The sequence below is a fragment of the Agrococcus sp. ProA11 genome (genome assembly GCF_039880525.1).
Taxonomy (GTDB): Bacteria; Actinomycetota; Actinomycetes; order Actinomycetales; family Microbacteriaceae; genus Agrococcus; species Agrococcus chionoecetis.
The window spans coordinates 792,566-814,940 of the sequence record NZ_CP156989.1 but is presented as its reverse complement, the minus strand read 5'-3'; the positions used below and the strand labels follow the sequence as shown (position 1 = coordinate 814,940).

Sequence of the window (22,375 nt, the reverse complement as noted above, 5' to 3'; positions counted from 1 at the left end):
GCCCCCGTCAGAGGGCGCGCAGCGCTGCGGCCGCGGCATCGAGCGCGGGTCGCACGACGGAGTAGTAGGCCCACTTGCCCCGCTGCTCGCGCTCGACCAGCCCCGCCTCGGCGAGGATGCGCATGTGGTGCGACACCGTCCCCTGCGAGAGCCCGACAGGATCGGTCAGGTCGCAGATGCACGCCTCTCCCCGCTCCCCCGCCGCGATGAGCGAGAGCAGCCGGAGCCGCGTGGGATCGCCTAGCGCCTTGCCGATCCTGGCCAGCCGCAGTGCCTCCTGCTGCGGCAGTCCAGCCGTGGCCGGAGCGCAGCACGTGCTCGCCCTGTCGGTCGCGTGCGCTGTGGTGCCCATGGTGGGAGTCTGCCACACGCATTGACAAACATCGATGCGTTGTTGGAGGATCGTCGCATCGACAGTATTCAATGCGAGGAGCATGCAGTGCCCCACCTTCCTGTCATCGTCATCGGCGCCGGCCCGCAGGGGCTCGCAGCAGCCGCGCACCTGCTCGAGCGAGGCCTCGAGCCGATCGTGCTGGAGCGCGGATCGCGCGCCGGTACCGCCGTCATGGAGTGGGGTCACGTGCGGCTGTTCTCGGCGTGGGACGAGCTGGTCGACTCCGCGAGCCGACGACTGCTGGAAGGCGCGGGACGCACGATTCCCACCTCGGGCTATCCGAAGGGCGCAGCGTGGGTGCGGGACTACCTGGCACCGCTCGCGGAGGCGCTGGGCGACCGCGTGCGCTTCGGCGTCACGGTCACCTCGGTCACGCGGCTCGGTCGCGACAAGGTCGTGGACGGCGGCCGCGACCAGCAGCCGTTCGCGGTGCGCGTCGTCGACCGCGACGGTCGCGAGCAGCGCCTGATCGCGCGGGCCGTGCTCGACGCCTCCGGCACCTGGAGCCAGCCGGGCCCGGCGGGTGCCGACGGCACGCCGGCGCTCGGCGAGCACGCCGCGGCCGGCCGCATCGACTACCGCATCCCATCGGATGTCAGCGCGCTCGCCGGCGCCCACGTCGCCATCGTCGGCGCGGGCCACTCGGCTGTGCACGCGGTGCTGCGGCTCGCCGAGCTCGCGCAGCGACACCCTGGCACGCGCGTCACGTGGCTCGTGCGGCGGCCATCGGTGGAGGGAGCGCTCGGCGGCGGCGAGGCCGATGCGCTCCCGCAGCGCGCCTCGCTCGGCGCGCGCGCACGGCGCGCGATCGAGGAGGGCACGGTGGAGCTCGTGACGGGATTCCGTGTCGACGAGCTGCGCCCGGAGGACGACGGTGTCGTGCTCGTCGCGGAGGACGGGCGCGAGGTCGGGCCGGTCGCGCGGCTCTTCGCGCTGACCGGATTCCGCCCCGACCTGTCGCTGCTGGCGGAGGTGCGGGTTGCGATCGATCCGGCTCTCGACGCCGTCGCCGGCCTCGCTGCGGAGATTGACCCCAACGTGCACTCGTGCGGCACGGTCGCCGCGACCGGCGCGGCCGAGCTCGCGCAGCCCGAACCGGGCCTCTACATCGTCGGGGCGAAGAGCTACGGTCGCGCGCCCACGTTCCTGGCGCTCACGGGCTACGAGCAGGTGCGGAGCGTCGTCGCGGAGCTCGCCGGCGACCACGAGGCGGCAGCCCGGAACGAGCTCGTGCTGCCGGAGACCGGTGTGTGCGGCGGTGCCGGCGACTTCGGCGGCAGCGGCTGCTGCGCCGCGCCCGCGACACCCCAGCTGGCGGCCGCTGCGCGCTGAGGGCGGCGCCGCTCGGCGCGTCGAGTTGCTGCCTGCATCTAGATTCGTCAATATAGAAGCATGTCTATGCAGCATGCGCCCGTCGTCATCGTCGGCTCCGGTCCGAGCGGCTACACCGCTGCCATCTACGCGGCGCGCGCCGGACTGGCTCCGGTGGTGATCGCCGGATCGGTCACGGCTGGCGGTGCGCTCATGACCACCACCGAGGTCGAGAACTTCCCCGGCTTCGTGGAGGGGGTCCAAGGCCCCGAACTCATGGAGTCGCTCCGGGCGCAGGCCGAGCGCTTCGGCGCACGCATCGTGGTCGACGACGCCACGCAGCTCGATCTCGACGGGCCGGTCAAGCGCATCCGCACGGGTGCCGGCGACGACTACGCGGCGACCGCAGTGATCCTGGCCATGGGCTCCGCCTACCGGCAGCTCGGCCTGCCGGCCGAGGGCCGCCTCAGCGGGCATGGCGTCTCGTGGTGCGCGACCTGCGACGGGTTCTTCTTCCGCGAGCGAGAGGTCGCCGTCATCGGCGGCGGCGATTCGGCGATGGAGGAGGCGCTGTTCCTCGCCCGGTTCGCGTCGAAGGTGACGATCGTGCACCGCCGCGACGCCTTCCGCGCCTCGCGCATCATGGCCGAGCGCGCGCTCGCGCACCCGAAGATCGAAGCGGCATGGAACAGCGAGGTCGTCGATCTCGTCGGCGCAGAGCGGCTCGAGTCGATCGCGCTCCGCGACACCAAGACCGGCGCCGAGCGCGCACTCCCCGTGAGCGGCGCCTTCATCGCGATCGGCCACGACCCTCGATCCGAGCTGTTCCGCGAGCAGGTGATCACGGACGATGACGGCTACGTCGTCGTCGATCACCCGTCGACGCGCACCAGCGTCGCGGGCGTGTTCGCAGCGGGCGACCTCGTCGACCACACCTACCGGCAGGCGATCACCGCCGCCGGTACCGGATGCGCGGCCGCGCAGGACGCGCAGCACTACCTCGCGGCGCTCGAGCTCGCGGAGCCTGCCCGCGCAGTCGAGAGCCTCGTCGCGTGAGCCGCGCGACCAGCGCCGAGCAGGCGCCGATCCTGGCAGCCGCTCCCCGCCGACTGTCCCCACTCGACCGCTGGCTGCCGCTGTGGATCGCGCTGGCCATGGGCGCCGGACTGCTGCTCGGCAGCACCGTGCCCGCCGTCAGCGCGCTGCTCGCGAGGCTCGAGATCGGTGGCGTCTCGCTTCCGATCGCGCTGGGCCTGCTCGTGATGATGTACCCGGTGCTGGCGAAGGTCCGCTACGACCGGGTCGCAGCGATCACCGGCGACCGCCGCCTGCTCGTCTCGTCCCTCGTGCTCAACTGGCTCATCGGACCGGCGCTCATGTTCGCCCTGGCCTGGCTGCTGCTGCCCGACCTCCCCGAGTACCGCACCGGCCTCATCATCGTCGGCCTCGCTCGCTGCATCGCGATGGTCGTGATCTGGAACGACCTCGCCTGCGGCGACCGCGAGGCGGCGGCCGTGCTCGTCGCCATCAACTCCGTCTTCCAGGTCTTCGCCTTCGCCGTGCTCGGCTGGTTCTACCTGACCGTGCTGCCGGCATGGCTCGGCCTCGAGGCGCAGGGACTCGACATCTCGATGGGCGAGATCGCGATCAACGTGCTGATCTTCCTCGGCATCCCGCTCGCGGCGGGGTTCGCCTCCCGGTGGATCGGCGAGCGCACCAGGGGGCGGGACTGGTACGAGGGCACCTACCTTCCAGCGGTGGGGCCATGGGCGCTCTACGGCCTGCTGTTCACGATCGTGCTGCTGTTCGCCCTGCAGGGTGAGAACGTCGTGCAGCGACCGCTCGATGTCGCCCGCATCGCCCTCCCGCTGCTGGCCTACTTCGCGTTGATGTGGTCGATCGGTCTCGCCACCGGCAAGCTGCTCGGGCTCGGCTACGCCCGCTCGACGACGCTCGCGTTCACCGCCGCGGGCAACAACTTCGAGCTCGCGATCGCCGTCGCGATCGGCACCTTCGGCGCGGCATCGGGACAGGCGCTCGCCGGCGTCGTCGGCCCGCTCATCGAGGTGCCCGTGCTCGTCGGCCTCGTCTACGTCTCGCTGTGGGCTGGCCGCGTCTGGTTCCGCACCGAGCCGGCGCCTCCTGTCGTCGACGTCGTCCCGCAGCTCAGCCCGGATCGGAGCGCACCGTGAGCACCGCACCCCCAACCGCACCGTGCTCGTCCACCACGACGCACGCCATCAGTGAGCACGCCGCCACGACCATTGCGGTGACGCTGAAGTCGCTCGCCGACCCGCTGCGGCTGCGCATGCTCTCGGCCATCGCCTCCGATCCGCGCGGCGAGTCATGCGTCTGCGATCTCGCCGAGCTCGCGAACGTCTCGCAGCCCACCGTCTCGCACCACCTCAAAGTGCTCAAGGACGCCGGCGTGCTGGTCTCGGAGCGTCGCGGCACCTGGGTCTGGTACTCGATCGATGCGGGCGCTCGTCCCGCTATCACCGCGCTGCTCGAGAGCTTCGCGCCCGCAGCACTCGCGCCGCCCCACGATGCGGACGCCTACCACGGCCTCGACGACGTCGACCAGGCGCTCTCGCACCTCGCCTCCTCGCTGACGTCACGGTTTCCCCAGCTGAGTCCCGACGCCGTGACGGGCGTGGTGCGCGAGTCCTACGCCGGCCTCGCCCGAACAGCGCGGATCACCGCACACCTGGTGCCACTGACGGAGCGGTTCGCCCGGCAGCGACTCTCCGACCTGACGCGCGACCGCTCGACGGGCGTGCCGCAGGTGCTGTTCGTCTGCGTCGCCAACGCGGGCCGGTCGCAACTCGCGGCCGCGCTCGTCAACCAGGCGGCATCCGGCCGCGTCGTCGCCCGCTCCGCCGGTTCGTCGCCTGCCTCCGCCATCCACCCCAACGTGCGGCCGCTGCTCGAGTCCATCGACGGCGCCACCGAGTCCGAGGCCTATCCCAAGCCGCTCACCGACGACGCCGTCCGCGCGGCCGATGTCGTCGTCACGATGGGCTGCGGCAACGTCTGCCCGATCATCCCCGGTGTGCGGTACGAGGACTGGGCGGTCGGCGACCCGGCGCTCGCATCGGCCGCCGGCGCGGCCGCGATTCGCGACGACATCGCACAACGCGTCGAGCGGCTCCTCGCCGAGCTCGTCTGAGCCGCTGTCCATCCCCCTCACCCCGATCGTTCATCCGCACGACACCCCGAACCCCTAGAAAAGCAGCGGTGCCGGTTCCACCGGCACACGACCGAGAGAGAGTCACCATGTCCGAGAAGCCCACCGTCCTGTTCGTCTGCGTCCACAACGCCGGACGCTCCCAGATGGCCGCCGGATTCGCGTCGGCGCTCTCGGACGGCGCCGTCGAGGTGCTGTCCGCCGGCAGCGCACCGAAGGACCAGATCAACCCGGTCGCCATCGAGGCGATGGCCGAGGTCGGCATCGACATCGCCGGGAACACGCCGAAGGTGCTCACGGTCGACGCGGTCCGCGAGTCCGACGCCGTCATCACCATGGGATGCGGCGACGCCTGCCCCATCTTCCCCGGCAAGCGCTACGAGGACTGGGAGCTCGAGGACCCGGCCGGCAAGGACATCGAGACCGTGCGCCGCGTGCGTGACGACATCCGCGGTCGCGTCGAGCGCCTGCTCGCCGAGCTCGTGCCCAGCGCGAGCTGACGATGGACCAGCTCGACGTCGGCGCACGCCGCGGCCTGCCGGGGATCACCTACCCCGAGCGCTTCCTGCACGCACTCACCGACGAGCTGCGGGCCGACTTCGAGGGCATCTTCGCTGCCGAGACGATCGAGCGCTACGTCGTGGAGTCCTACACCGCCCTGCTGCGGACCTCGGCGGTGAAGGCGCACCTCGTCACGCGTGTCACCCGGTTCGCCAAGGATCGGCTGCACGCCCTCGCCGAGGCGAAGGGCGCCATCCCCCAAGACCGCCCCAGCGTGCTGTTCGTGTGTGTGCAGAACGCCGGCCGCTCGCAGATGGCGGCTGCCATCGCGGCAGAGCGCTCCGGCGGCCGACTGGTGGTGCGCTCCGCGGGTTCGATGCCGGCCACCGCCCTGAACCCTGCCGTCGTCTCGGCCATGGCCGAGGTCGGGCTCGACCTGACCGAGGAGTTCCCGAAGCCGCTGACCGACGACGTCGTGCGTGCCGCCGACGTCGTTGTGACGATGGGATGCGGCGATGCCTGCCCGATCTACCCCGGCAAGCACTACGAGGACTGGCAGCTCGACGATCCGGAGCACGCGACAGCCGAGGATGTGCGGCGCGTGCGCGACGAGATCACCGAGCACGTCGACCGGATGCTCGATCAGCTCGGCATCGCTGTCGCCTGAGACCAGCAGCGCCCGCTCGACCCGTCGCCGTGCCAGGCACACGACGTCCCGCTTCCCGGTACCAGCGGGCGCAGAAGAGCGCGACGATCACGACCTCGATCCAGCTGCCCGCGTAGTACATGAGCTGCGCCCCCGCCTGCACCTCAGCGACCGTGTACAGGCCGGGAGGATCGGCGTAGAGCACCTTGGCGAGGATGCTGTGCGATGCCATCGTGGCGAGGAGCGCGACCGCGGTGACCGGGCGAGGCGCACGATGCGGCGACGGGTCGAGGCCGATCGCCGCGGCGGTCAGCAGATAGCCGGCCAGGAGCAGGTGGGCGTGCACCACCACGTGCACCAGCGAACTGGACTGCATCCACTGGAGCAGCGGCGTGGAGTAGAGCAGCCACAGCCCGCCCGCGCTGAGGCCCGCCGCGGTGACGGGGTGCGAGAGCACGCGCAGCGGGCGGCTCCTGAGCACCCGGGACAGCCGGCGCGCCGGCTCGACCGAGAGCGCCCGCATTGCCAGAGAGATCGGTGCCGCGAGCACCAGCAGCAGCGGGGCCAGCATCCCGATGAGGAGATGCGCCCACATGTGTGCCACGAAGCTGGCGTGCGAGGCGGCTGCGAGCGGCCCAGCGACGGAGATCGTGGCCGCCGCGATGCCTGCGCACCACAGCACCAGGCGAGACCATGGCCACGGCCTGCCTTGCTGTCGCGATCGGACGACACCCATTGCATACAGGGCCACGACCGCGACGGCGCCCGCCACCACCATGGCGTCGACGGACGGAGCGCCGCTCGTGTGGCCAGCGTGACTCGCGTGACCTAGGGCGTCTGAGAGCACCGTTCGCTACCGTGCGGCGCGCGTAGCCGCAGCCGACTTCCTGGTGCGCGCAAGCAGCACGTCCCCCGCGACGACGAGCGCGATGGCCGTCACGTTCCAGACCACGTCGTACACGATCAGGTCGTCCACGTATCGGATCTGATGGATGCCCAGCAGCTTGTGCTGGATCACGCCGTCGTAGAGCTGGAACCCTCCGGCTCCCACGAGCACCCCGCCCCACCACCGTGCGGGCCAGAGGCCACCGCGTCGCCGCAGATCGGCGAGGAGGAACAGGCCGCCGATCGTGGCGAACCAACTCAAGGCGTGGAAGAACCCGTCCGACACCAGGCCGAGGTCGGGCGTTCCGAGGTCGTAGAAGTGATGCCAGTGCAGCAGCTGATGGAAGACGGTCTCGTCGATGAACGCGATCAGGCCCACCCCGAAGAGCACTCCCGACAGGGCGTTCCGCCCCGAGTCGCGGCTGCGCGCCATCCAATCGTGCGTTCGCGTCGTTCGATCTGCGGTGGGGGACGTCGCTGGCATACGGGCAATTCTGCACCGCGGGCGGGCCCTGTCTATCGGTCGATCCCCAGGTTCACCGGCCCGGTCTCTTCGGCGCGTGGACCGCGCCGAGCGCTAGACGTTGCAGCGGAGCGCCACCCTCCTCCGTGGGGACCATGAGCGACAACGTCGTCTCATGCCGAGCTAAGGCGCGCGGTGAGCTCGGCTGCAACTTCGTAGGCCGTCTGCGCTGCAGTGTCGAACTCCAAGACCTCATCGGACCACGCGGCGTAGTCAGCTCGCCGGCGCAGCACGTCCGACCACGCCGGCTCACCGACGTGGGCGAGACCGCGATCTCTTTCGCCGAGCCTTCGCTCATGCTCCTGCGCATCGGAGACCACGAGGTGCACGAAGTCGACCTGTGCGCCTGTGCGCGAGCCCGCAGTGCGCCAAGTCTGCCGAGCCTCCTCGCTGTCGTTGACAGCATCGACGACGACATTGCGTCCGAGCCGCAGATTCTGCTCTGCCATCGCACGCGTCGCTTCGTACGCAGCAACGCCGACTCGCCATCCTGGCGGTAGACCGCAGGCAAGGATCGACTCCTCGACCGCGTCGATGGAAAGGTGGACCGACCCTGTGCGTGCGGCGACGAGCTCGGCGATAGTCGTCTTTCCAACCCCCGGGAGGCCGGAGAGCACGATGAGGCGACCGGTCACGCGGCCGCCAGCGGCGCATTCGCTGCGACCATCTCGCGCAGATCTGCCGTCATTCCTCTTCCCCATCGAACCGCTCGATCCGGTCGTTCTCACTGACAGTCGACGAGCTCGACATCCTCCGCACCTCCCTCTCTCCAGATGGAGCAGAGACGTCGCTGCGGGTTGACCGGAACGCCGTGCTGCCCACGAGGGTCGCCGACCAACCGCTCCAGGCGATCGACCAGGATCGAATGAGGCACGTCGCAAACGCTAGACGTTGAAGCGGAACTCCACCACGTCACCGTCGGCCATCACGTAGTCCTTGCCCTCGATGCGCACCCGTCCTGCGGCCTTCGCCTCGGCCATCGAGCCGTGCGCGTCCAGATCCTCGAAGGAGACGACCTCAGCCTTGATGAAGCCGCGCTCGAAGTCGGTGTGGATGACGCCGGCGGCCTGCGGGGCCGTCCAGCCCTTGCGGATCGTCCAGGCGCGCGACTCCTTCGGGCCTGCCGTGAGGTAGGTCTGCAGGCCGAGCGTCTCGAAGCCGATGCGGGCGAGCTGGTCGAGGCCGGACTCCTCCTGGCCGAGCGACTGCAGCAGCTCGAGCGCCTCAGCGGGGTCGAGGTCGACGAGCTCCGACTCCACCTGCGCATCCAGGAAGACCGCCTTCGCCGGCGCAACCAGCGCGGCGAGCTCGGCCTTCCGGTCGGCATCCGAGAGCACCGCCTCGTCGACGTTGAAGACGAACAGCACCGGCTTGGCCGTGAGCAGCCCGAGCTCCCTGATCGGCGTCGTGTCGAAGCCGGCCTGCGAGAGCGTGCGGCCGGAGTTCAGGATCTCGTTCGCCTCCACCGCTGCCGCAAGCACGCCGGGCTCGATCTTCTTGCCCTTCAGCTCCTTCTCGAGCCGCGGGATCGCCTTCTCGAGCGTCTGCATGTCGGCGAGCATCAGCTCGGTGTTGATCGTCTCCATGTCGGAGGCCGGATCCACCGCGCCGTCCACGTGCACGACGTCGCTGTCGTCGAAGCCGCGCACGACCTGCGCGATCGCGTCGGCCTCGCGGATGTTCGCGAGGAACTTGTTGCCGAGCCCCTCGCCCTCGCTCGCGCCCTTGACGATGCCGGCGATGTCGACGAACGACAGCGCGGCGGGCAGGATGCGCTGCGAGCCGTGGATCTCGGCGAGCCGCGTGAGCCGCTCATCCGGCAGCTCGACCACCCCGATGTTGGGCTCGATCGTTGCGAACGGGTAGTTCGCCGCGAGCACGGTGTTCTTGGTGAGAGCGTTGAAGAGGGTCGACTTGCCCACATTGGGGAGTCCGACGATGCCGATCGTGAGTGCCACGACAGATGAGCCTACCGGCGACCCCGGGCGCAGCCCGCCGCAGCCCGGACAGGTCTCAGGCGGGCCTTGTAGCGTGCCGCGTGCCCGCGTAGCGTCGCGAGCACCTCCCGAGCGGCATCCCGCCCTCGGCATCCCAGAGAGGGCGACGACAATGGCCGCAGCGCAGCACACCGATCCGGCATACGACCCGAGCGAGCACCAGGCCCCCGCAGACAGCGGATCGGCCAGCTCGTTCGCCACCCGCGACAACGAGTTCCCGCCCGATGAGGGCCACGAGAGCGCCGCGCACGACCCGAAGACGGGCGCCCCCGTGCACGGCGACGGCACGCCCAACGCCGACCTGCCGGAGCACTGGCAGCGCGGCGACACCGAGGGCGAGGACCCCGCGGCGCAGCAGGTCCAGGAGCGCGAGCCGGAGGACGGCGAGGTCTCACACTGACCAGCGCACCAGAGCGCATCCGCCGCCGCTTCGTCGTGCACGGCAGCGTGCAGGGCGTGGGGTTCCGCATGGCCGCCTCCGCCGAGGCCAGGCGGCTCGGCGTGGTCGGCAGCGCCCGCAACCGCTTCGACCGCACCGTCGAGGTCGAGGCCGAGGGCACCAGGGATGCGGTGCAGGCCATGGCGCGCTGGCTCGAGCATGGCCCGGCGACGGCCCGCGTCGACCGCGTCGAGTCCGAAGAGGTCGAGCCGCGCGGCGACGCGGCGTTCCGCGTCGCCTGACACGGACCGGCACGCGCCGAGCGGTCGAGCTGCGCACTGCCCCGGAGCGTTCGGGGCGTGCACTGCGCACGGCGCGCAACCGGCGAGCGATCGCTTGCGCGCACCGCGCATCCGATCCAAGATCGTGGGAGCCGCGCGATCCGCGGCAGCAGCACTCAACGAGGAGAGCACCATGAGCGCCATCCCTGAGTTCTCGCACGAGCGCGTCCTGACATCGCAGGGCGCCCGCAGCGGGCTCGTCATCACCGTCGCACTGCATTCCAGCGCACTCGGCCCGGCACTGGGCGGCTGTCGAATGTGGACGTACCCGACGTGGGCCGACGGGCAGGCGGATGCGTTGCGGCTCTCCGCCGCGATGACGCTCAAGAACGCGGCCGCGGGCCTGGATGCGGGCGGCGGCAAGTCGGTGATCGCGGTTCCTATGGGTGAGCCGATCGACAGCGCGCGCCGCCGGGCGGCGCTGCTCGACCTCGGCGACCTGATCGAGGTGCTGGACGGTCGCTACCGCACCGCGGAGGATGTCGGCACGACCGAGGACGACATGGTGGTCGTGCGCGAGCGTACGGCCCACGTCGTCGGGCTGCCCGCGGAGCGGGGCGGCGCGGGCGAGCCCGCCGGGGCCACCGCGCTCGGCGTCTACTCGTCGATCGCTCCGACCCTCGAGGCTGCCTTCGGCTCCGAGCGCATCGAGGGCCGATCGTTCGTGATCTCGGGTCTCGGGCAGGTGGGCGGTCGACTGGCGCGCATGCTGGCGTGCGAGGGAGCGCGCCTGATCGTCACGGACATCGACGACCGGAAGCAGCAGCTCGCCAGCGAGCTCGGCGCTCGCTGGATCTCGCCGGAGCGCGCCCTCACCACGGAGGCCGACGTCTTCGTGCCCGCGGGCCTGGGCGGCATCCTCACCGACGATGCGATCGACGCCCTGCCGGTGCACGCCGTCGTCGGACCCGCGAACAATCCGCTCGCCGACCGCTCGGGCGCCGCGCGCCTGCAGCATCGCGGCATCGTCTACGCGCCCGACTTCGTTGTGAACGCGGGCGGCGTCATCCACCTCGAGGGCATGGCCCACGGCATGGAGTGGCCCGCGATCGCCGAGCGCCTCACACAGATCGGTGACACGCTGCGCGACGTGCTCTCGAGCGCGCGCGACCAGGGCACCACCACGCTCGAGGCTGCGGAGGCGCTCGCCTACGCGCGCATCGATGCTGCTCGCGCGCACCAGTCCGTCGGCGTCTGAGCGCGCTGCCGCCGACGCCGGTCGCCGCCCGCGCGGCCACGGCCTGCCCGACGTGCACCGGCTGCTCAGGGTGCGGGCGTAGCGTCGGCGAGCGCGGCGATCGGGCCGCTGACGAGGAGGCAATGCCATGAGCGATCAGCACCAGCAGCAGGGGCACAGCGACGCGGGTCAGGACGAGCCGGTGGGCGGCTACGGCGACTCGACCGAGGCCGAGGCGCTCACCGGCGAGCCGGAAGCCGACGAGGCGACGGTTCCCGCCGACGACGCCGACGCCGACGCCGCGCAGGAGCCGGCCGCAGACTCGGCCTAGCGCGCCCCACCCGCCGCCCCGCGCCCCGCCCGCCCGCGCGGCGGGCGCGACGCGTGTCAGCTTGTTGCTCGAAACGGCGCCGAGCACTGCAACAAGCTGACACGCGCCGCCCGGACCGGGGCGGGGCGGGCCGGGGCGGCCCGGGCGCGGGCGGGTGGCGGACGCCGAGGGGGCCATGGCGCGGCGGCGCTTGCGGCGATACGGTCGCAGCAGGCACGACGACGAGGCCGTGCCGAAGGAGGCAGGGCGATGAGCCACGAAGAGCGCAGCCACGAGCCGCAAGCGACGCATCGGCACCACAGTGCGGCGCAGGAGGCCAGCGTGATCACCGGCGGCGGCCACGGCGGGCATCACGTGCAGCAGCCCACGGTCGGCGAGGATCCCAAGGAGAACCCGGCAGAGGGCTGGGACCCGAATGCGGCCGCCGCCGATAGGCATACTCCGTAGGCCGAGAGGATGCTGGCAAGCCCGACGAGGCCGAGGCGCTGCCCCGGATGAGCGCATCGTCATTCCCCGAAGTGCATCCGGCCGCCGACGGCTCCTCTCCCGACCATCGTCCGGTGGTGCTGCTGCACGGGGGCAACGTCGCCAATTGGATGTGGGAGCCGCAGCTGCCGGCGCTCGCTGACCGACTCGCCATCACCCCGCACCTGCCCGGCTTCGGTGCGCGAACCGACGAGACCTGGCCGGGGCTGGCTGCCGCGGCCGACGACATGGCCGCGCGCATCCGCTCGCTTGCCGGCGACCGACCGGTCGACGTGGTCGGGCTCTCGCTCGGTGGCGTGCTCGCGCTGCATCTGGCGGCCCGCCACCCGGCGCTCGTGGCGTCGGTGCTCGCGAGCGGCGCCGCCGTCGAGCGCGTGGGCGGCGTCGCGCGAGCGACTTCTGCGCTGCAGCTCGCGCTCTGGCACCGGCGCTGGTTCTGGAAGGCGCAGGCCGTTGCCTTCGGGCTCCCGCCGGACTCGCACGAGCCGTACATCGATCACGGCGTCTCCGTGCGTCGCGACACCGCGCGCGCCATGCTGACCGATGTCTACGCGGGTGGGATGCCGAGCGGCATCGCGGCGTATCCCGGACGGATGCTGCTGGTCGCCGGAGAGAAGGAGCCCGCCGTCATGCGCCGGTCGCTCGAGTCGCTGCGACGGACCGTGCCCACGGCATCGACGCGCATCGCCCCCGGCATGCATCATGTCTGGAACGTCGAAGACGTCGATCGGTGGAACGCGACCATGCGCGCGTGGCTCGCGGGCGAGGTGCACGACTGGCTCCTGCCTGCCTGACGGGGTGCGCCCGGCCAGCGCGCCCGCAGTGTCAGTCGGAGTCGGGCGCGGCGGGCCAGTGCATCGCGCCGTCGGTCGCGGACGCCGTCTCGCTGAGCGGATGCGGGCGCAGGCTGCCGTCGTGCATCAGGTGCAGCACGTCGGCGCCGTGGGCCGCGACGGCGACGTCGGCGACGACCCTGCGGTGGCAGCGCCACCACACCGCCTCCGAGCACATGATGGCGGTGCGTCGCCCCGACGCATCCGCGAGCACCGACGCGAGGCCGTCGGCGAACTCGGGCGAGCGCGTCCACGCCGCGTAGGCGCGGAAGGCCGCGACGCGCCACCAGTCATCGGGTGAGGCAGCGTCCTCATCCTTCGTGAGCCGCCGGCGACCGCCCAGCCGCTCCTCCCAGCGCCAGTCGATGCCGCCGGCTGCCAGCTCGCCCTCGATCGCGTCGCGCGACGCCGCCGGATTGCTGCGGCTGCCCGGAAAGCGGCGGATGTCGACCACCAGCTCCACGCCGGCGCTCGTCAGCAGCGCACGCAGCCCCTCGCCGTCGAGACGACCGTGACCGAAGGTGAGCAGCTCGATCGCTACCGCTCCACCTGCAGACCGAGCTCGATCAGCTCGGTGATGAGATCGCGGTAGTCGATGCCGGACGCCTGCCAGACGACCGGGAACATCGAGATCGACGTGAAGCCGGGCATCGTGTTGATCTCGTTGAGCACGATGCCGTGCTCGGGCGAGACGAAGAAGTCGACGCGCGCGAGGCCCGAGCCGTCGATGGCTTCGAAGGCGTGGATGGCGGCCTGCTGCAGCGCCTGGATGGTCGCGTCGTCGAGATCGGCGGGGCACTCAGTGCGGGCGGTTGCGAGCCCGCGGTACTTGGCGTCGAAGTCGTAGAAGGTGCCCTCGTCGAGCACGATCTCGCCCGGCAGCGATGCGCGGGCGCGCATGCCGTGGTGGCCGCCGAGCACGCCCACCTCGATCTCGCGCCCGTCGACGCCCGCCTCGACCAGCGCCCGGGTGTCCTCCGCGAGCGCCAGATCCATGGCGCGGTCGAAGTCGAGCAGCGAGTCGACGCGGCTCACGCCGACCGAGGAGCCCGCGCGGGCGGGCTTGACGAAGACCGGCATCGGGAAGTCGCCGAGCCGCGCGCGCACCGCGTCCCGGTCCGCGGCCCAGTCCTGCCGCGAGACCGTGATCCACGGCGCCACCCGGATGCCGGAGTGCTCGATGACGGTCTTGGCGAAGTGCTTGTCCATGGCGACCGCGCTCGCCAGCACGCCGTTGCCGACGTAGGGCACGTCGACCAGGTCGAGCAGGCCCTGCACCGTGCCGTCCTCGCCGAACCGGCCGTGCAGGATCGGGAACAGGATGTCGACGTCACCGAGCGCCGTGACGACACCCGCGGCATCCGTCACCGTCATCTCGCGGGACGAGGCCGACTCGGGCAGCCGCACGCTGTCTCCCCCGGTGACCTCTGGCACCAGCTCGAGCGCGAGCGGCGCCGGGTCGTCGGGCTGCAGCACGAGCCGGCCGTCACGGGTGATGCCGATCGGCACGACCTCGTAGCGGTCTCGGTCGATGTGCTCGAGCACGCTGCCGGCTGTGGCGCACGAGATGGTGTGCTCGCTGGAGCGCCCGCCGAACAGCAGCGCGACGCGGGTCTTGCGGGTGGTCTCTGCGATATCGCGGTCGGCCACGGTCACTCCTCGATGGGCTCGTCGTCGGTGGTCAGATGCGGGGCGATGTCGCGCGGATCCATCCCGCCGTCGAGTACCAGCTTCACCTGCTCGAGGATCGGCATCCGCACCCCCTTGGCGGCGGCCAGCTGCGAGACGGGGTCGACGGATGCGAGGCCCTCGGCCACCTGCTCCATGCGCTCGACCACATCGGTGCGCGAGTAGCCCATGCCGAGCAGCCGCCCGGCGGTGAAGTTGCGCGACAGCGGCGACGCGCAGGTGGCGATGAGGTCGCCGAGGCCCGCGAGCCCGCGCAGGGTCTCGCGCTCGGCCCCGTGCGCGACCGCGAAGTCGGTGACCTCCGCGAGCCCGCGCGTGATGATCGACGCCTTGGTGTTCTCGCCGTAGCCGACGCCGTCGACGATGCCGATCGCGAGCGCCACCAGGTTCTTCAGCACCCCGCCGAACTCGGTGCCGATCACGTCAGTGTTGATGAACGAGTGGAAGTAGTCGTTGCGCGCCCGCTTCGCGACGGCGCGAGCGGTGTCGGCGCTGGAGGACGAGACGACGGCGGCCGTCGGATGCTCTTGGGCGATCTCGAGCGCCAGGTTCGGCCCCGAGACCACGGCGATGCGGTGCGGGTCGACCCCGAGCTCTTCGGCGATCACCTCGCTCATGCGCATGCGCGTGCCGCCCTCGACGCCCTTCATGAGGCTGACGATCGGGGCGTCCGGCTCGATCGCGTCGCCATGCTCGCGCAGCAGCTGGCGCAGCTGCTGGCTCGGCACGGCCAGGTACACCTGCGACGCGCCCTCCAGCGCCTCGCGAATGTCGCTGGTCGCGTGCAGGCTCGCCGGCAGCGTGATGCCCGGCAGGTAGCGGGTGTTGCGCCGCGCCTCGTCGATCTCGCGCGCCGCCTCCGGCCTGCGCGCCCACAGCGTGGTCGCCGCTCCCCCGTCGGCGAGCGCCTTCGCGAAGGTCGTGCCCCAGCTGCCCGCGCCCAGGACGACCGCGTCAGTCATTCCGCGGTTCCTGTGCGTCACCGGCGCGCGGCTTGCCCTGCTCGTCGATGAAGCGCCCCGTCTCGGCCTGGCCGTGGGCGCTGGGGTTGTAGCGCTGCGCCGGCGGGGTCTCGCCGCGGAGCTCGCCCAGCAGCCCGGCGATCGCGTCCATCACGCGCTCGGTCGCGAGGTTCATCGACCGCTGGTCGGTCTTGCCCGCGAACTCCGAGAGGTCCACGGGCGGGCCGAACAGGATCTCGATGTGCTTGCGCGGCACGGGACGGATGCCCTTGCCGTAGCGCGGCATGAGGTGCTGCGTGCCCCAGTGCGCGGCGGGGATGAGCGGCACGCCCGCCTCGAGCGCCATGCGCACGGCGCCGGTCTTGCCGCGCATCGGCCACAGGGCGGGGTCGCGCGTGAGCGACCCCTCCGGGTAGATGACGACGCCCAGCTCGTCGCGTACGAGCGTGCGCGCCGCATCCATGGGCTCCGACCGACTGTTCGGCCGACCGCTGCGCTCCACCGGGATCTGGCCGGCAGCCTTGAGGATGCGCCCGACGACGGGAATGCGGAACAGGCTCGCCTTCGCCATGAAGCGCGGCACCCGGCCGGCCTTCCAGATGGCCACCGCCATCACCACCGGATCGATCTCGCTGTAGTGGTTCGGCGACAGCACGAACGCACCCTCTGCGGGAATGTGCTCGTTGCCGCGGATGTGCAGCTTGGCCATCGCGGCCATCACCGGGAGGATCGCGGCCGCGAGGCCGACGTAGACGGGGCTGCGCTCTGCCTTGGGTGGATGGCCCGGCAGCGTCATCAGGCCACCACGTCGAAGTCTGCGCCCAGCGTCTCCAGCTTCTCGATGAAGCGCTCATAGCCGCGAGCGATGATGCCGACGTTGGAGATGCGGCTGGTGCCCTCGGCGGTCAGCGCCGCGACGAGGTGGCTGAAGCCGCCGCGCAGGTCGGGCACCGTGATGTCGGCGCCGTGCAGCTCGACCGGGCCGGCGATGACGGCGGAGTGCTCATAGTTGCGCTGGCCGAAGCGGCATGCGTGGCTGCCGAGGCAATCGGTGTGGATCTGGATGCGCGCACCCATCTCGACGAGCGCCTCGGTGAAGCCGAAGCGCTGCTCGTAGACCGTCTCGTGCACGATCGAGATGCCGTTCGCCTTCGCGAGCGCCACGACGAGCGGCTGCTGCCAGTCGGTCATGAACCCGGGGTGCACATCCGTCTCCACCACGACCGGCTTGAGGTCGCCGCCCGGGTGCCAGAACCGGATGCCGTCGTCCTCGATCTCGAATGCGCCCCCGGCCTTGCGGTAGACGTTCAGGAAGGTCGTCATCTCGGGCTGCCGCGCGCCCTCCAGGAACACGTCGCCGCTGGTGGCGAGCGCCGCGCACGCCCAGGAGGCGGCCTCGTTGCGGTCGAACAGCGCCGTGTGACTGTAGCCGACGAGCTTGTCGACGCCCTCGATGCGGATGGTGCGGTCGGTGTCGACCTGGATCTCGGCGCCCATCTTCTGCAGGATCGCGATGAGGTCCATGATCTCGGGCTCCACGGCGGCGCCGGTGAGCTCGGTGCGGCCCTTCGCGCGGACGGCACCGAGGAGCACCTGCTCCGTCGCGCCGACCGAGGGGTAGGGCAGGTCGATCTTGGCGCCGTGCAGGCCGTTCGGGGCCGACATGCGGATGCCGCTGGGCAGCTTCTCGACCACGGCACCGAAGTTGCGCAGCACGTCGAGGTGGAAGTCGATCGGGCGATCGCCGATGTGGCAGCCGCCCAGGTCGGGGATGAAGGCCTCACCGAGCTGGTGCAGCAGCGGGCCGCAGAACAGGATCGGGATGCGGCTGGAGCCGGCATGCGCGTTGATCGAGGTCTCATGCGCGGTGCGCACGTTCGCCGGATCGAAGCGCAGCGTGTCGCCATCCTGCTCCACGGTGACGCCGTGCAGCTCGAGCAGCCCGCGAACGACGCGCACGTCGCTGATCTGGGGCACGCTGCGCAGCTCGGAGGGGGTGTCGGCCAGCAGCGCCGCGACCATGGCCTTCGTGACCAGGTTCTTGGCACCCTTCATCTGGATGCGCCCGCGCAGCGGCTTGCCGCCGCGCACGGCGATGGTGTCGACGTTCATGCCGACGGCGGCACCGGCGTTCTTGCTGAACTCGGTCAAGTTCACTGGGTTCCTTCCCTGACGGGCTGCGTCTTCGGCATCCACGTCGGACGGTTCGCCTCGAACGCCGTGATGGCGGCTTCGTCGCGGAGGGTCAGGGCGATGTCATCCAGCCCCTCGAGCAGACGCCAGCGAGTGTAGTCGTCGATCTCGAACGAATGCGTGACGCCGGCTGCGGTCGCGGTGCGCGCCTCGAGGTCCACGGTGATCTGGGCGCCGGTGGTCTCGCGGGCCACGGCCCAGAGCGCCTCCATCGTCTCCTCGGAGATCTGGCCGATGAGCAGTCCCTGCTTGCCGGCGTTGCCGCGGAAGATCTCACCGAAGCGCGGGCCGAGCACGGCGCTGAAGCCGAAGTCGCGCAGCGCCCACACGGCATGCTCACGGCTGGATCCCGTGCCGAAGTCGTGCCCGACGACCAGGATGCCGCCGTTGCGGTAGGGCTCCTGGTTGAGCACGAAGTCGGGATCCTGGCGCCAGGAGTGGAACAGTGCGTCGTCGTAGCCGGTCTTCGTGACGCGCTTGAGGAACACCGCCGGGATGATCTGGTCGGTGTCGACGTTGGACCGCTCGAGCGGCACGATGGGGCCGGTCAGGGTGCTGATCTTCTCCATGTCAGGCCTCCTCGCCGGTCGTCGACGCATCCGTCAGCTGGCTCTGGCCGTGCTTGGGGTCGCTGTGCTGCAGATCCCACGGGCTCGAGAGCGTGCCGCGGATCGCGGTCGCGGCGGCCACCAGCGGCGACACCAGGTGGGTGCGGCCGCCCTTGCCCTGGCGTCCCTCGAAGTTGCGGTTCGACGTCGACGCGCAGCGCTCGCCGGGCGCGAGCTGATCGGGGTTCATGCCCAGGCACATCGAGCAGCCCGCGAAGCGCCACTCCGCCCCGAAGTCCTTGAACACCTTGTCGAGGCCGAGCGCCTCGGCCTCGAGCCGCACCCGGGCCGAGCCCGGCACGACCATGACCTTCACGCCATCCGCCTTCTGCCGCCCGCGGATGATGTCGGCGGCGGCGGTGAGGTCCTCGACGCGCGAGTTCGTGCAGGAGCCGATGAAGACGGTGTCGACCGGGATGTCCTTCAGCTTGGTGCCGGGGCTCAGATCCATGTACTCGAGCGCGCGCTCGGCGGCGGCACGGTCGGTCGGGTCGGTGAAGGATTCGGGCGACGGCACCTCGCCGGAGAGCGAGACGCCCTGGCCGGGGTTGGTGCCCCAGGTGACGAAGGGCTCGAGCTCGGTCGCGTCGACGAAGATCTCCTTGTCGAAGACCGCGTCGTCGTCGGTCGGCAGCGTCTTCCAGTACTCGATCGCGGCATCCCAGTCAGCGCCCTTCGGCGCGTGCGGCTTATCCTGCACGTAAGCGAAGGTGGTCTCGTCGGGCGCGACCATGCCGGCCCTGGCGCCCGCCTCGATCGACATGTTGCAGATCGTCATGCGGCCCTCGATGGAGAGGGCGCGGATAGCGCTGCCGCGGTACTCGAAGACGTAGCCGGCGCCGCCGCCGGTGCCGATCTTGGCGATGACGGCAAGGATGATGTCCTTCGCGGTCACGCCGGGGCGCAGGTCGCCCTCCACGTTGATCGCCATGGTCTTGAAGGGCTTGAGCGGGAGCGTCTGCGTGGCCATCACGTGCTCGACCTCGCTCGTGCCGATGCCGAACGCCATCGCCCCGAAGGCGCCGTGCGTGGAGGTGTGCGAGTCGCCGCACACGACCGTGACGCCCGGGAGCGTCAGGCCGAGCTGCGGGCCGACCAGGTGCACGATGCCCTGCTCCTTGTCGCCCAGCGAGTGGATGCGCACGCCGAACTCCTCGGCGTTGTGGCGCAGGGTCTCGATCTGCTTGCGGCTCGTCGGATCCTGGATGGGCTTGTCGATCTCGAGCGTTGGCGTGTTGTGGTCCTCGGTCGCGACCGTGAGGTCGGTGCGGCGCATCGGCCTGCCGGCCTGGCGCAGGCCGTCGAATGCCTGCGGGCTCGTGACCTCGTGGATGAGGTGGAGGTCGATGTAGATGAGGTCGGGAGCGCCGTCCTCGCCTCGCACCACGACGTGGTCTTCCCAGACCTTCTCGGCCAGCGTCTTGCCCATACGGTTCTCTCCCACACACGAACGGGCCCAAGGTGCCCGTCTGCCAAGTCTACGCGCGGCGGTGTGCGGCTCCTCTGCGGGCGAACACGCACCGCGCTGCGGGCGGACGCGCGCCGCGCTGGGGCGGACGCGCTCTTGCGGGATGCACGCCGCGGCGCCGCGGAGGTCTCTGGCGCGCTCGAGCGGCGGCGGGCACGATGGAACCATGCACACCGCCGCCTCCCGCTCCGCCTCGCCCGTCACGGTCGCCGTCACGGGCGGCGCAGGCCAGATCGGGTATCAGCTGCTCTTCCGCATCGCGGCCGGGGACCTGTTCGGGCCCGATCAGCCGGTGCGGCTGCGGATCCTCGAAGTGCCCCAGGCGCTGCCGACGCTCGAGGGGGTGGTGATGGAGCTGCACGATGCGGCGTTCCCCCTGCTGGCCTCGGTCGACACGTCCGCGGATGCGGCGGTGGCCTTCGAGGGCGCCGACCACGCGCTGCTCGTGGGTGCCCGGCCGCGCGGCAAGGGCATGGAGCGCGGCGACCTGCTGGCCGCCAACGGCGCCATCTTCGCCGAGCAGGGACGCGCGATCCAGGAGCACGCGAACCCGGGCATCCGCATCACCGTCACCGGCAACCCGGCGAACACCAACGCGCTGATCGCCGCGGCCGCGGCGCCCGACATCCCGCGTGAACGCTTCGCTGCGCTCACCCGCCTCGACCACAACCGCGCGATCGCGCAGCTGGCCGCGAAGACGGGTGCGGCCGTCGCCGACGTGCGGCGCATGATCGTGTGGGGCAACCACTCGGCGACGCAGGTGCCCGACGTGACGCACGCGGTCGTTGCCGGTCAGCCCGCGGTCGATCTCGTCGAGCGCTCGTGGGTGAAGGAGGAGTTCGTGCCGACGGTCGCCAATCGTGGGGCCGCGATCATCGAGGCGCGCGGCGCCTCCTCCGCGGCCTCGGCGGCGTCGGCCACCATCGACCACGTGCGCGACTGGGTGCAGGGCACACCCGCCGACGACTGGACGTCGATGTCGGTCATCTCCCGCGGCGAGTACGGCGTGCCCGAGGGGCTCGTCTCCTCGTTCCCCGTCACGACGGCCGGCGGCGACTGGTCGATCGTGGAGGGACTCTCGATAGATGCCGACGTGCGCGAGCAGCTCGAGAACTCCGTCGCTGAGCTCGCGTCGGAGCGCGACGCGGTGCGAGAGCTCGGCTACCTCGGCTGAGCCAGCCCTCCCCTCCCTGCTCCCGAGCAGAGGATCAATTCGCGGGTTGGTCCGAGCAGAGGACGAGACGTCCTCTCCTCATGACGTGTCCTCCGCTCAGAACGGTGGCGGCCGGCCGCCGGGCCGACCCTGCGACAGCACGGACGCGATGGAGGCGATGGTGCGGTCGCGGTCGTGCACCACATCCGCGTACCCGAAGCGCAGCCAGCGATCGCCCCGATCGGTGATCGCGCGATTGCGCCGCCGATCCTTCGCCGCCTGCTGCGGGTTGTCGTGCCACTCGGACCCATCGGCCTCGACGTAGAGCCAGCCGTCCACGAGCAGGTCGCTGAACCCGCCGCCAGGGGCGGGCACCTGCGACTCCACCCTCCAGCCGCGATCGCGGCAGGGCACCCGCACGAGTGACTCGAGTCCCGACTCGGCGCGCGGATCCAGCAGCCGGCGCCACGCGCTGCAGCGCCGCGGGAGCCTGCGGAAGAGCTCGTCGATCGCCGGCTCTCCCACGAGCCCCTGATGCCACGCGCTGTCGATCGACGCGATCGCATCGTCGCGCGGCACGCGCTTGCTGTGCTGCACGAGCGCATCGAGCACGGTGACGCGCCACGCCCGCGCATCCGGCTCGTACGGCTCCCAGATGCGTTCGGCGGTCGTGATGGCCTCGGTTCCCCTGCTCGGTGCGGTCGCGACTTGGAGCACGGGCACGTGCGTCACCCAGACGCCGTAGCTGCGCAGCGCCGTCGCGCCGCCGAGCACGCCTCGGGCCGTGAGCGCCTCCACGATGGTCGGATCCGCTCCGGGCAGCACCACCCAGGAGCGGCCGATGCGCCGCAGTTCGCCCGATTCGACAGCAGCGCGGATCCTGCGACTCGAATGGCCCAGCGCTCGAAGCGCGCTTCGGGTGGCGGCACCGCCGGCCGCGCGCATGTCGGTACTCAGGTCGCGCATCCGTGCAGGATGCACTGCGGCGCTCGCGCGCGTGCCCGCGAGGAGCTGAGCGGTGGACAACGCGCTCTGGACAACGCGCTGCGGTGGCCGCGCGCGGTGGTGGGCCGCGCAGGGGCGCGGCGGACGGACCGACGTGTCTCGGGCGGAGGATGCGTCGCCCAGAGAGGACGATCAGTCCTCCGCTCGTGACCGATCGTCGATGCGTCCTCTGCTCGGGACCGCGGCGCCGGCGGCGGGCGTGCGGCGGGCACCGACGTGTCTCGGGCAGAGGATGCGTCGCCCGGAGAGGACGATCGGTCCTCCGCTCGTGACCGATCGTCGATGCGTCCTCTGCTCGGGACCGCG

Annotated in this window: 26 protein-coding genes; 13 read left to right on the top strand and 13 right to left on the bottom strand. The window is 71.3% G+C overall.

Annotated elements, in window-relative coordinates:
• Positions 1–7 precede the first annotated feature (7 nt).
• Entirely contained in the window at positions 8–352 is a 345-nt protein-coding gene (locus ABG090_RS03900; RefSeq protein ID WP_347756586.1) for a metalloregulator ArsR/SmtB family transcription factor, read from the bottom strand.
• A gap of 87 nt (positions 353–439) precedes the next feature.
• Here ABG090_RS03900 and ABG090_RS03895 point away from each other — a divergent pair, with 87 nt between their 5' ends.
• The 6 genes from ABG090_RS03895 to ABG090_RS03870 all read left to right on the top strand — a co-directional run bounded on the left by ABG090_RS03895 (position 440) and on the right by ABG090_RS03870 (position 6,060).
• On the top strand, positions 440–1,726 hold the full coding sequence (locus ABG090_RS03895; RefSeq protein WP_347756584.1) for an NAD(P)-binding domain-containing protein: 1,287 nt from the start codon (positions 440–442) through the stop codon (positions 1,724–1,726).
• 60 nt (positions 1,727–1,786) lie between these two features.
• A complete protein-coding gene (gene trxB, locus ABG090_RS03890; protein ID WP_347756582.1) occupies positions 1,787–2,761 on the top strand; it encodes a thioredoxin-disulfide reductase in 975 nt (324 codons plus the stop codon).
• A complete protein-coding gene (gene arsB / locus ABG090_RS03885) occupies positions 2,758–3,897 on the top strand; it encodes an ACR3 family arsenite efflux transporter (RefSeq protein WP_347756580.1) in 1,140 nt (379 codons plus the stop codon). The genes trxB and arsB overlap by 4 nt, the downstream gene beginning before the upstream one ends.
• Positions 3,894–4,874, top strand: a complete 981-nt coding sequence (locus ABG090_RS03880; protein WP_347756578.1) for a metalloregulator ArsR/SmtB family transcription factor — start codon at positions 3,894–3,896, stop codon at positions 4,872–4,874. Before arsB ends, ABG090_RS03880 begins: the two co-directional genes overlap by 4 nt.
• A gap of 107 nt (positions 4,875–4,981) precedes the next feature.
• On the top strand, positions 4,982–5,392 hold the full coding sequence (locus ABG090_RS03875) for an arsenate reductase ArsC (protein ID WP_347756576.1): 411 nt from the start codon (positions 4,982–4,984) through the stop codon (positions 5,390–5,392).
• A 2-nt stretch (positions 5,393–5,394) separates the two neighbouring features.
• On the top strand, positions 5,395–6,060 hold the full coding sequence (locus ABG090_RS03870; protein ID WP_347756575.1) for an arsenate reductase ArsC: 666 nt from the start codon (positions 5,395–5,397) through the stop codon (positions 6,058–6,060).
• Here the strand turns inward: ABG090_RS03870 and ABG090_RS03865 are convergent.
• From ABG090_RS03865 to ychF, 4 genes are all read right to left on the bottom strand, one after another.
• Positions 6,008–6,775 carry a cytochrome c oxidase assembly protein gene (locus tag ABG090_RS03865; RefSeq protein ID WP_347757475.1) on the bottom strand — a complete coding sequence of 256 codons (768 nt, stop codon included), beginning with the start codon at positions 6,773–6,775 and terminating at the stop codon, positions 6,008–6,010. The two genes, ABG090_RS03870 and ABG090_RS03865, sit on opposite strands and share 53 nt — an antisense overlap.
• A 117-nt stretch (positions 6,776–6,892) precedes the next feature.
• Entirely contained in the window at positions 6,893–7,357 is a 465-nt protein-coding gene (locus ABG090_RS03860; protein ID WP_347756573.1) for a DUF2243 domain-containing protein, read from the bottom strand.
• A 203-nt stretch (positions 7,358–7,560) separates the two neighbouring features.
• Positions 7,561–8,082 carry an ATP-binding protein gene (locus ABG090_RS03855; RefSeq protein ID WP_347756571.1) on the bottom strand — a complete coding sequence of 174 codons (522 nt, stop codon included), beginning with the start codon at positions 8,080–8,082 and terminating at the stop codon, positions 7,561–7,563.
• A 249-nt stretch (positions 8,083–8,331) separates the two neighbouring features.
• Positions 8,332–9,405: a redox-regulated ATPase YchF gene (gene ychF / locus ABG090_RS03850; RefSeq protein WP_347756569.1), complete on the bottom strand. Its 1,074-nt coding sequence runs from the start codon at positions 9,403–9,405 to the stop codon at positions 8,332–8,334.
• Positions 9,406–9,556: 151 nt separating this feature from the next.
• On the opposite strand from ychF, the gene ABG090_RS03845 reads away from it, so the two are divergent.
• The 6 genes from ABG090_RS03845 to ABG090_RS03820 all read left to right on the top strand — a co-directional run bounded on the left by ABG090_RS03845 (position 9,557) and on the right by ABG090_RS03820 (position 12,952).
• Positions 9,557–9,844 (top strand): hypothetical protein, encoded by a 288-nt coding sequence (locus tag ABG090_RS03845; protein WP_347756567.1) that lies wholly within the window; start codon positions 9,557–9,559, stop codon positions 9,842–9,844.
• Positions 9,845–9,900: 56 nt separating this feature from the next.
• Positions 9,901–10,125 (top strand): acylphosphatase, encoded by a 225-nt coding sequence (locus ABG090_RS03840; protein ID WP_347756565.1) that lies wholly within the window; start codon positions 9,901–9,903, stop codon positions 10,123–10,125.
• Positions 10,126–10,297: 172 nt separating this feature from the next.
• On the top strand, positions 10,298–11,362 hold the full coding sequence (locus tag ABG090_RS03835; RefSeq protein ID WP_347756563.1) for a Glu/Leu/Phe/Val dehydrogenase dimerization domain-containing protein: 1,065 nt from the start codon (positions 10,298–10,300) through the stop codon (positions 11,360–11,362).
• A 127-nt stretch (positions 11,363–11,489) separates the two neighbouring features.
• The gene (locus tag ABG090_RS03830) at positions 11,490–11,672 is read left to right on the top strand and encodes a hypothetical protein (RefSeq protein ID WP_347756561.1); all 183 of its coding nucleotides are present in this window, start codon (positions 11,490–11,492) and stop codon (positions 11,670–11,672) included.
• A 249-nt stretch (positions 11,673–11,921) separates the two neighbouring features.
• Positions 11,922–12,119 carry a hypothetical protein gene (locus tag ABG090_RS03825; protein ID WP_347756560.1) on the top strand — a complete coding sequence of 66 codons (198 nt, stop codon included), beginning with the start codon at positions 11,922–11,924 and terminating at the stop codon, positions 12,117–12,119.
• A 47-nt stretch (positions 12,120–12,166) separates the two neighbouring features.
• Positions 12,167–12,952, top strand: a complete 786-nt coding sequence (locus tag ABG090_RS03820) for an alpha/beta hydrolase (protein WP_347756558.1) — start codon at positions 12,167–12,169, stop codon at positions 12,950–12,952.
• Positions 12,953–12,983: 31 nt separating this feature from the next.
• Here ABG090_RS03820 and ABG090_RS03815 read toward each other — a convergent pair whose 3' ends face one another.
• Genes ABG090_RS03815 through leuC form a run of 7 tightly spaced genes read right to left on the bottom strand, consistent with a single transcriptional unit; the run spans position 12,984 to position 19,872 of the window.
• The gene (locus ABG090_RS03815) at positions 12,984–13,472 is read right to left on the bottom strand and encodes a DUF488 domain-containing protein (protein ID WP_347757473.1); all 489 of its coding nucleotides are present in this window, start codon (positions 13,470–13,472) and stop codon (positions 12,984–12,986) included.
• A 56-nt stretch (positions 13,473–13,528) separates the two neighbouring features.
• Complete coding sequence (locus ABG090_RS03810) at positions 13,529–14,641, bottom strand: D-alanine--D-alanine ligase family protein (RefSeq protein WP_347756556.1); 1,113 nt, start codon at positions 14,639–14,641, stop codon at positions 13,529–13,531.
• Positions 14,642–14,643: 2 nt separating this feature from the next.
• Positions 14,644–15,642, bottom strand: a complete 999-nt coding sequence (locus ABG090_RS03805) for an NAD(P)H-dependent glycerol-3-phosphate dehydrogenase (protein WP_347756555.1) — start codon at positions 15,640–15,642, stop codon at positions 14,644–14,646.
• A complete protein-coding gene (locus ABG090_RS03800; protein ID WP_347756553.1) occupies positions 15,635–16,438 on the bottom strand; it encodes a lysophospholipid acyltransferase family protein in 804 nt (267 codons plus the stop codon). The genes ABG090_RS03805 and ABG090_RS03800 overlap by 8 nt, the downstream gene beginning before the upstream one ends.
• The gene (gene murA / locus ABG090_RS03795; protein ID WP_347757471.1) at positions 16,438–17,754 is read right to left on the bottom strand and encodes a UDP-N-acetylglucosamine 1-carboxyvinyltransferase; all 1,317 of its coding nucleotides are present in this window, start codon (positions 17,752–17,754) and stop codon (positions 16,438–16,440) included. Before murA ends, ABG090_RS03800 begins: the two co-directional genes overlap by 1 nt.
• 41 nt (positions 17,755–17,795) lie before the next feature.
• Entirely contained in the window at positions 17,796–18,404 is a 609-nt protein-coding gene (gene leuD, locus ABG090_RS03790; protein WP_347756552.1) for a 3-isopropylmalate dehydratase small subunit, read from the bottom strand.
• Position 18,405: 1 nt separating this feature from the next.
• The gene (gene leuC, locus ABG090_RS03785; protein WP_347756550.1) at positions 18,406–19,872 is read right to left on the bottom strand and encodes a 3-isopropylmalate dehydratase large subunit; all 1,467 of its coding nucleotides are present in this window, start codon (positions 19,870–19,872) and stop codon (positions 18,406–18,408) included.
• A gap of 205 nt (positions 19,873–20,077) precedes the next feature.
• Here leuC and ABG090_RS03780 point away from each other — a divergent pair, with 205 nt between their 5' ends.
• Positions 20,078–21,085, top strand: coding sequence for a malate dehydrogenase (locus ABG090_RS03780; RefSeq protein ID WP_347756548.1), 1,008 nt, complete (start codon positions 20,078–20,080; stop codon positions 21,083–21,085).
• A 96-nt stretch (positions 21,086–21,181) separates the two neighbouring features.
• Here the strand turns inward: ABG090_RS03780 and ABG090_RS03775 are convergent, their stop codons facing one another.
• The gene (locus ABG090_RS03775) at positions 21,182–22,030 is read right to left on the bottom strand and encodes a hypothetical protein (RefSeq protein WP_347756546.1); all 849 of its coding nucleotides are present in this window, start codon (positions 22,028–22,030) and stop codon (positions 21,182–21,184) included.
• Between the last annotated feature and the right edge of the window lie 345 nt (positions 22,031–22,375).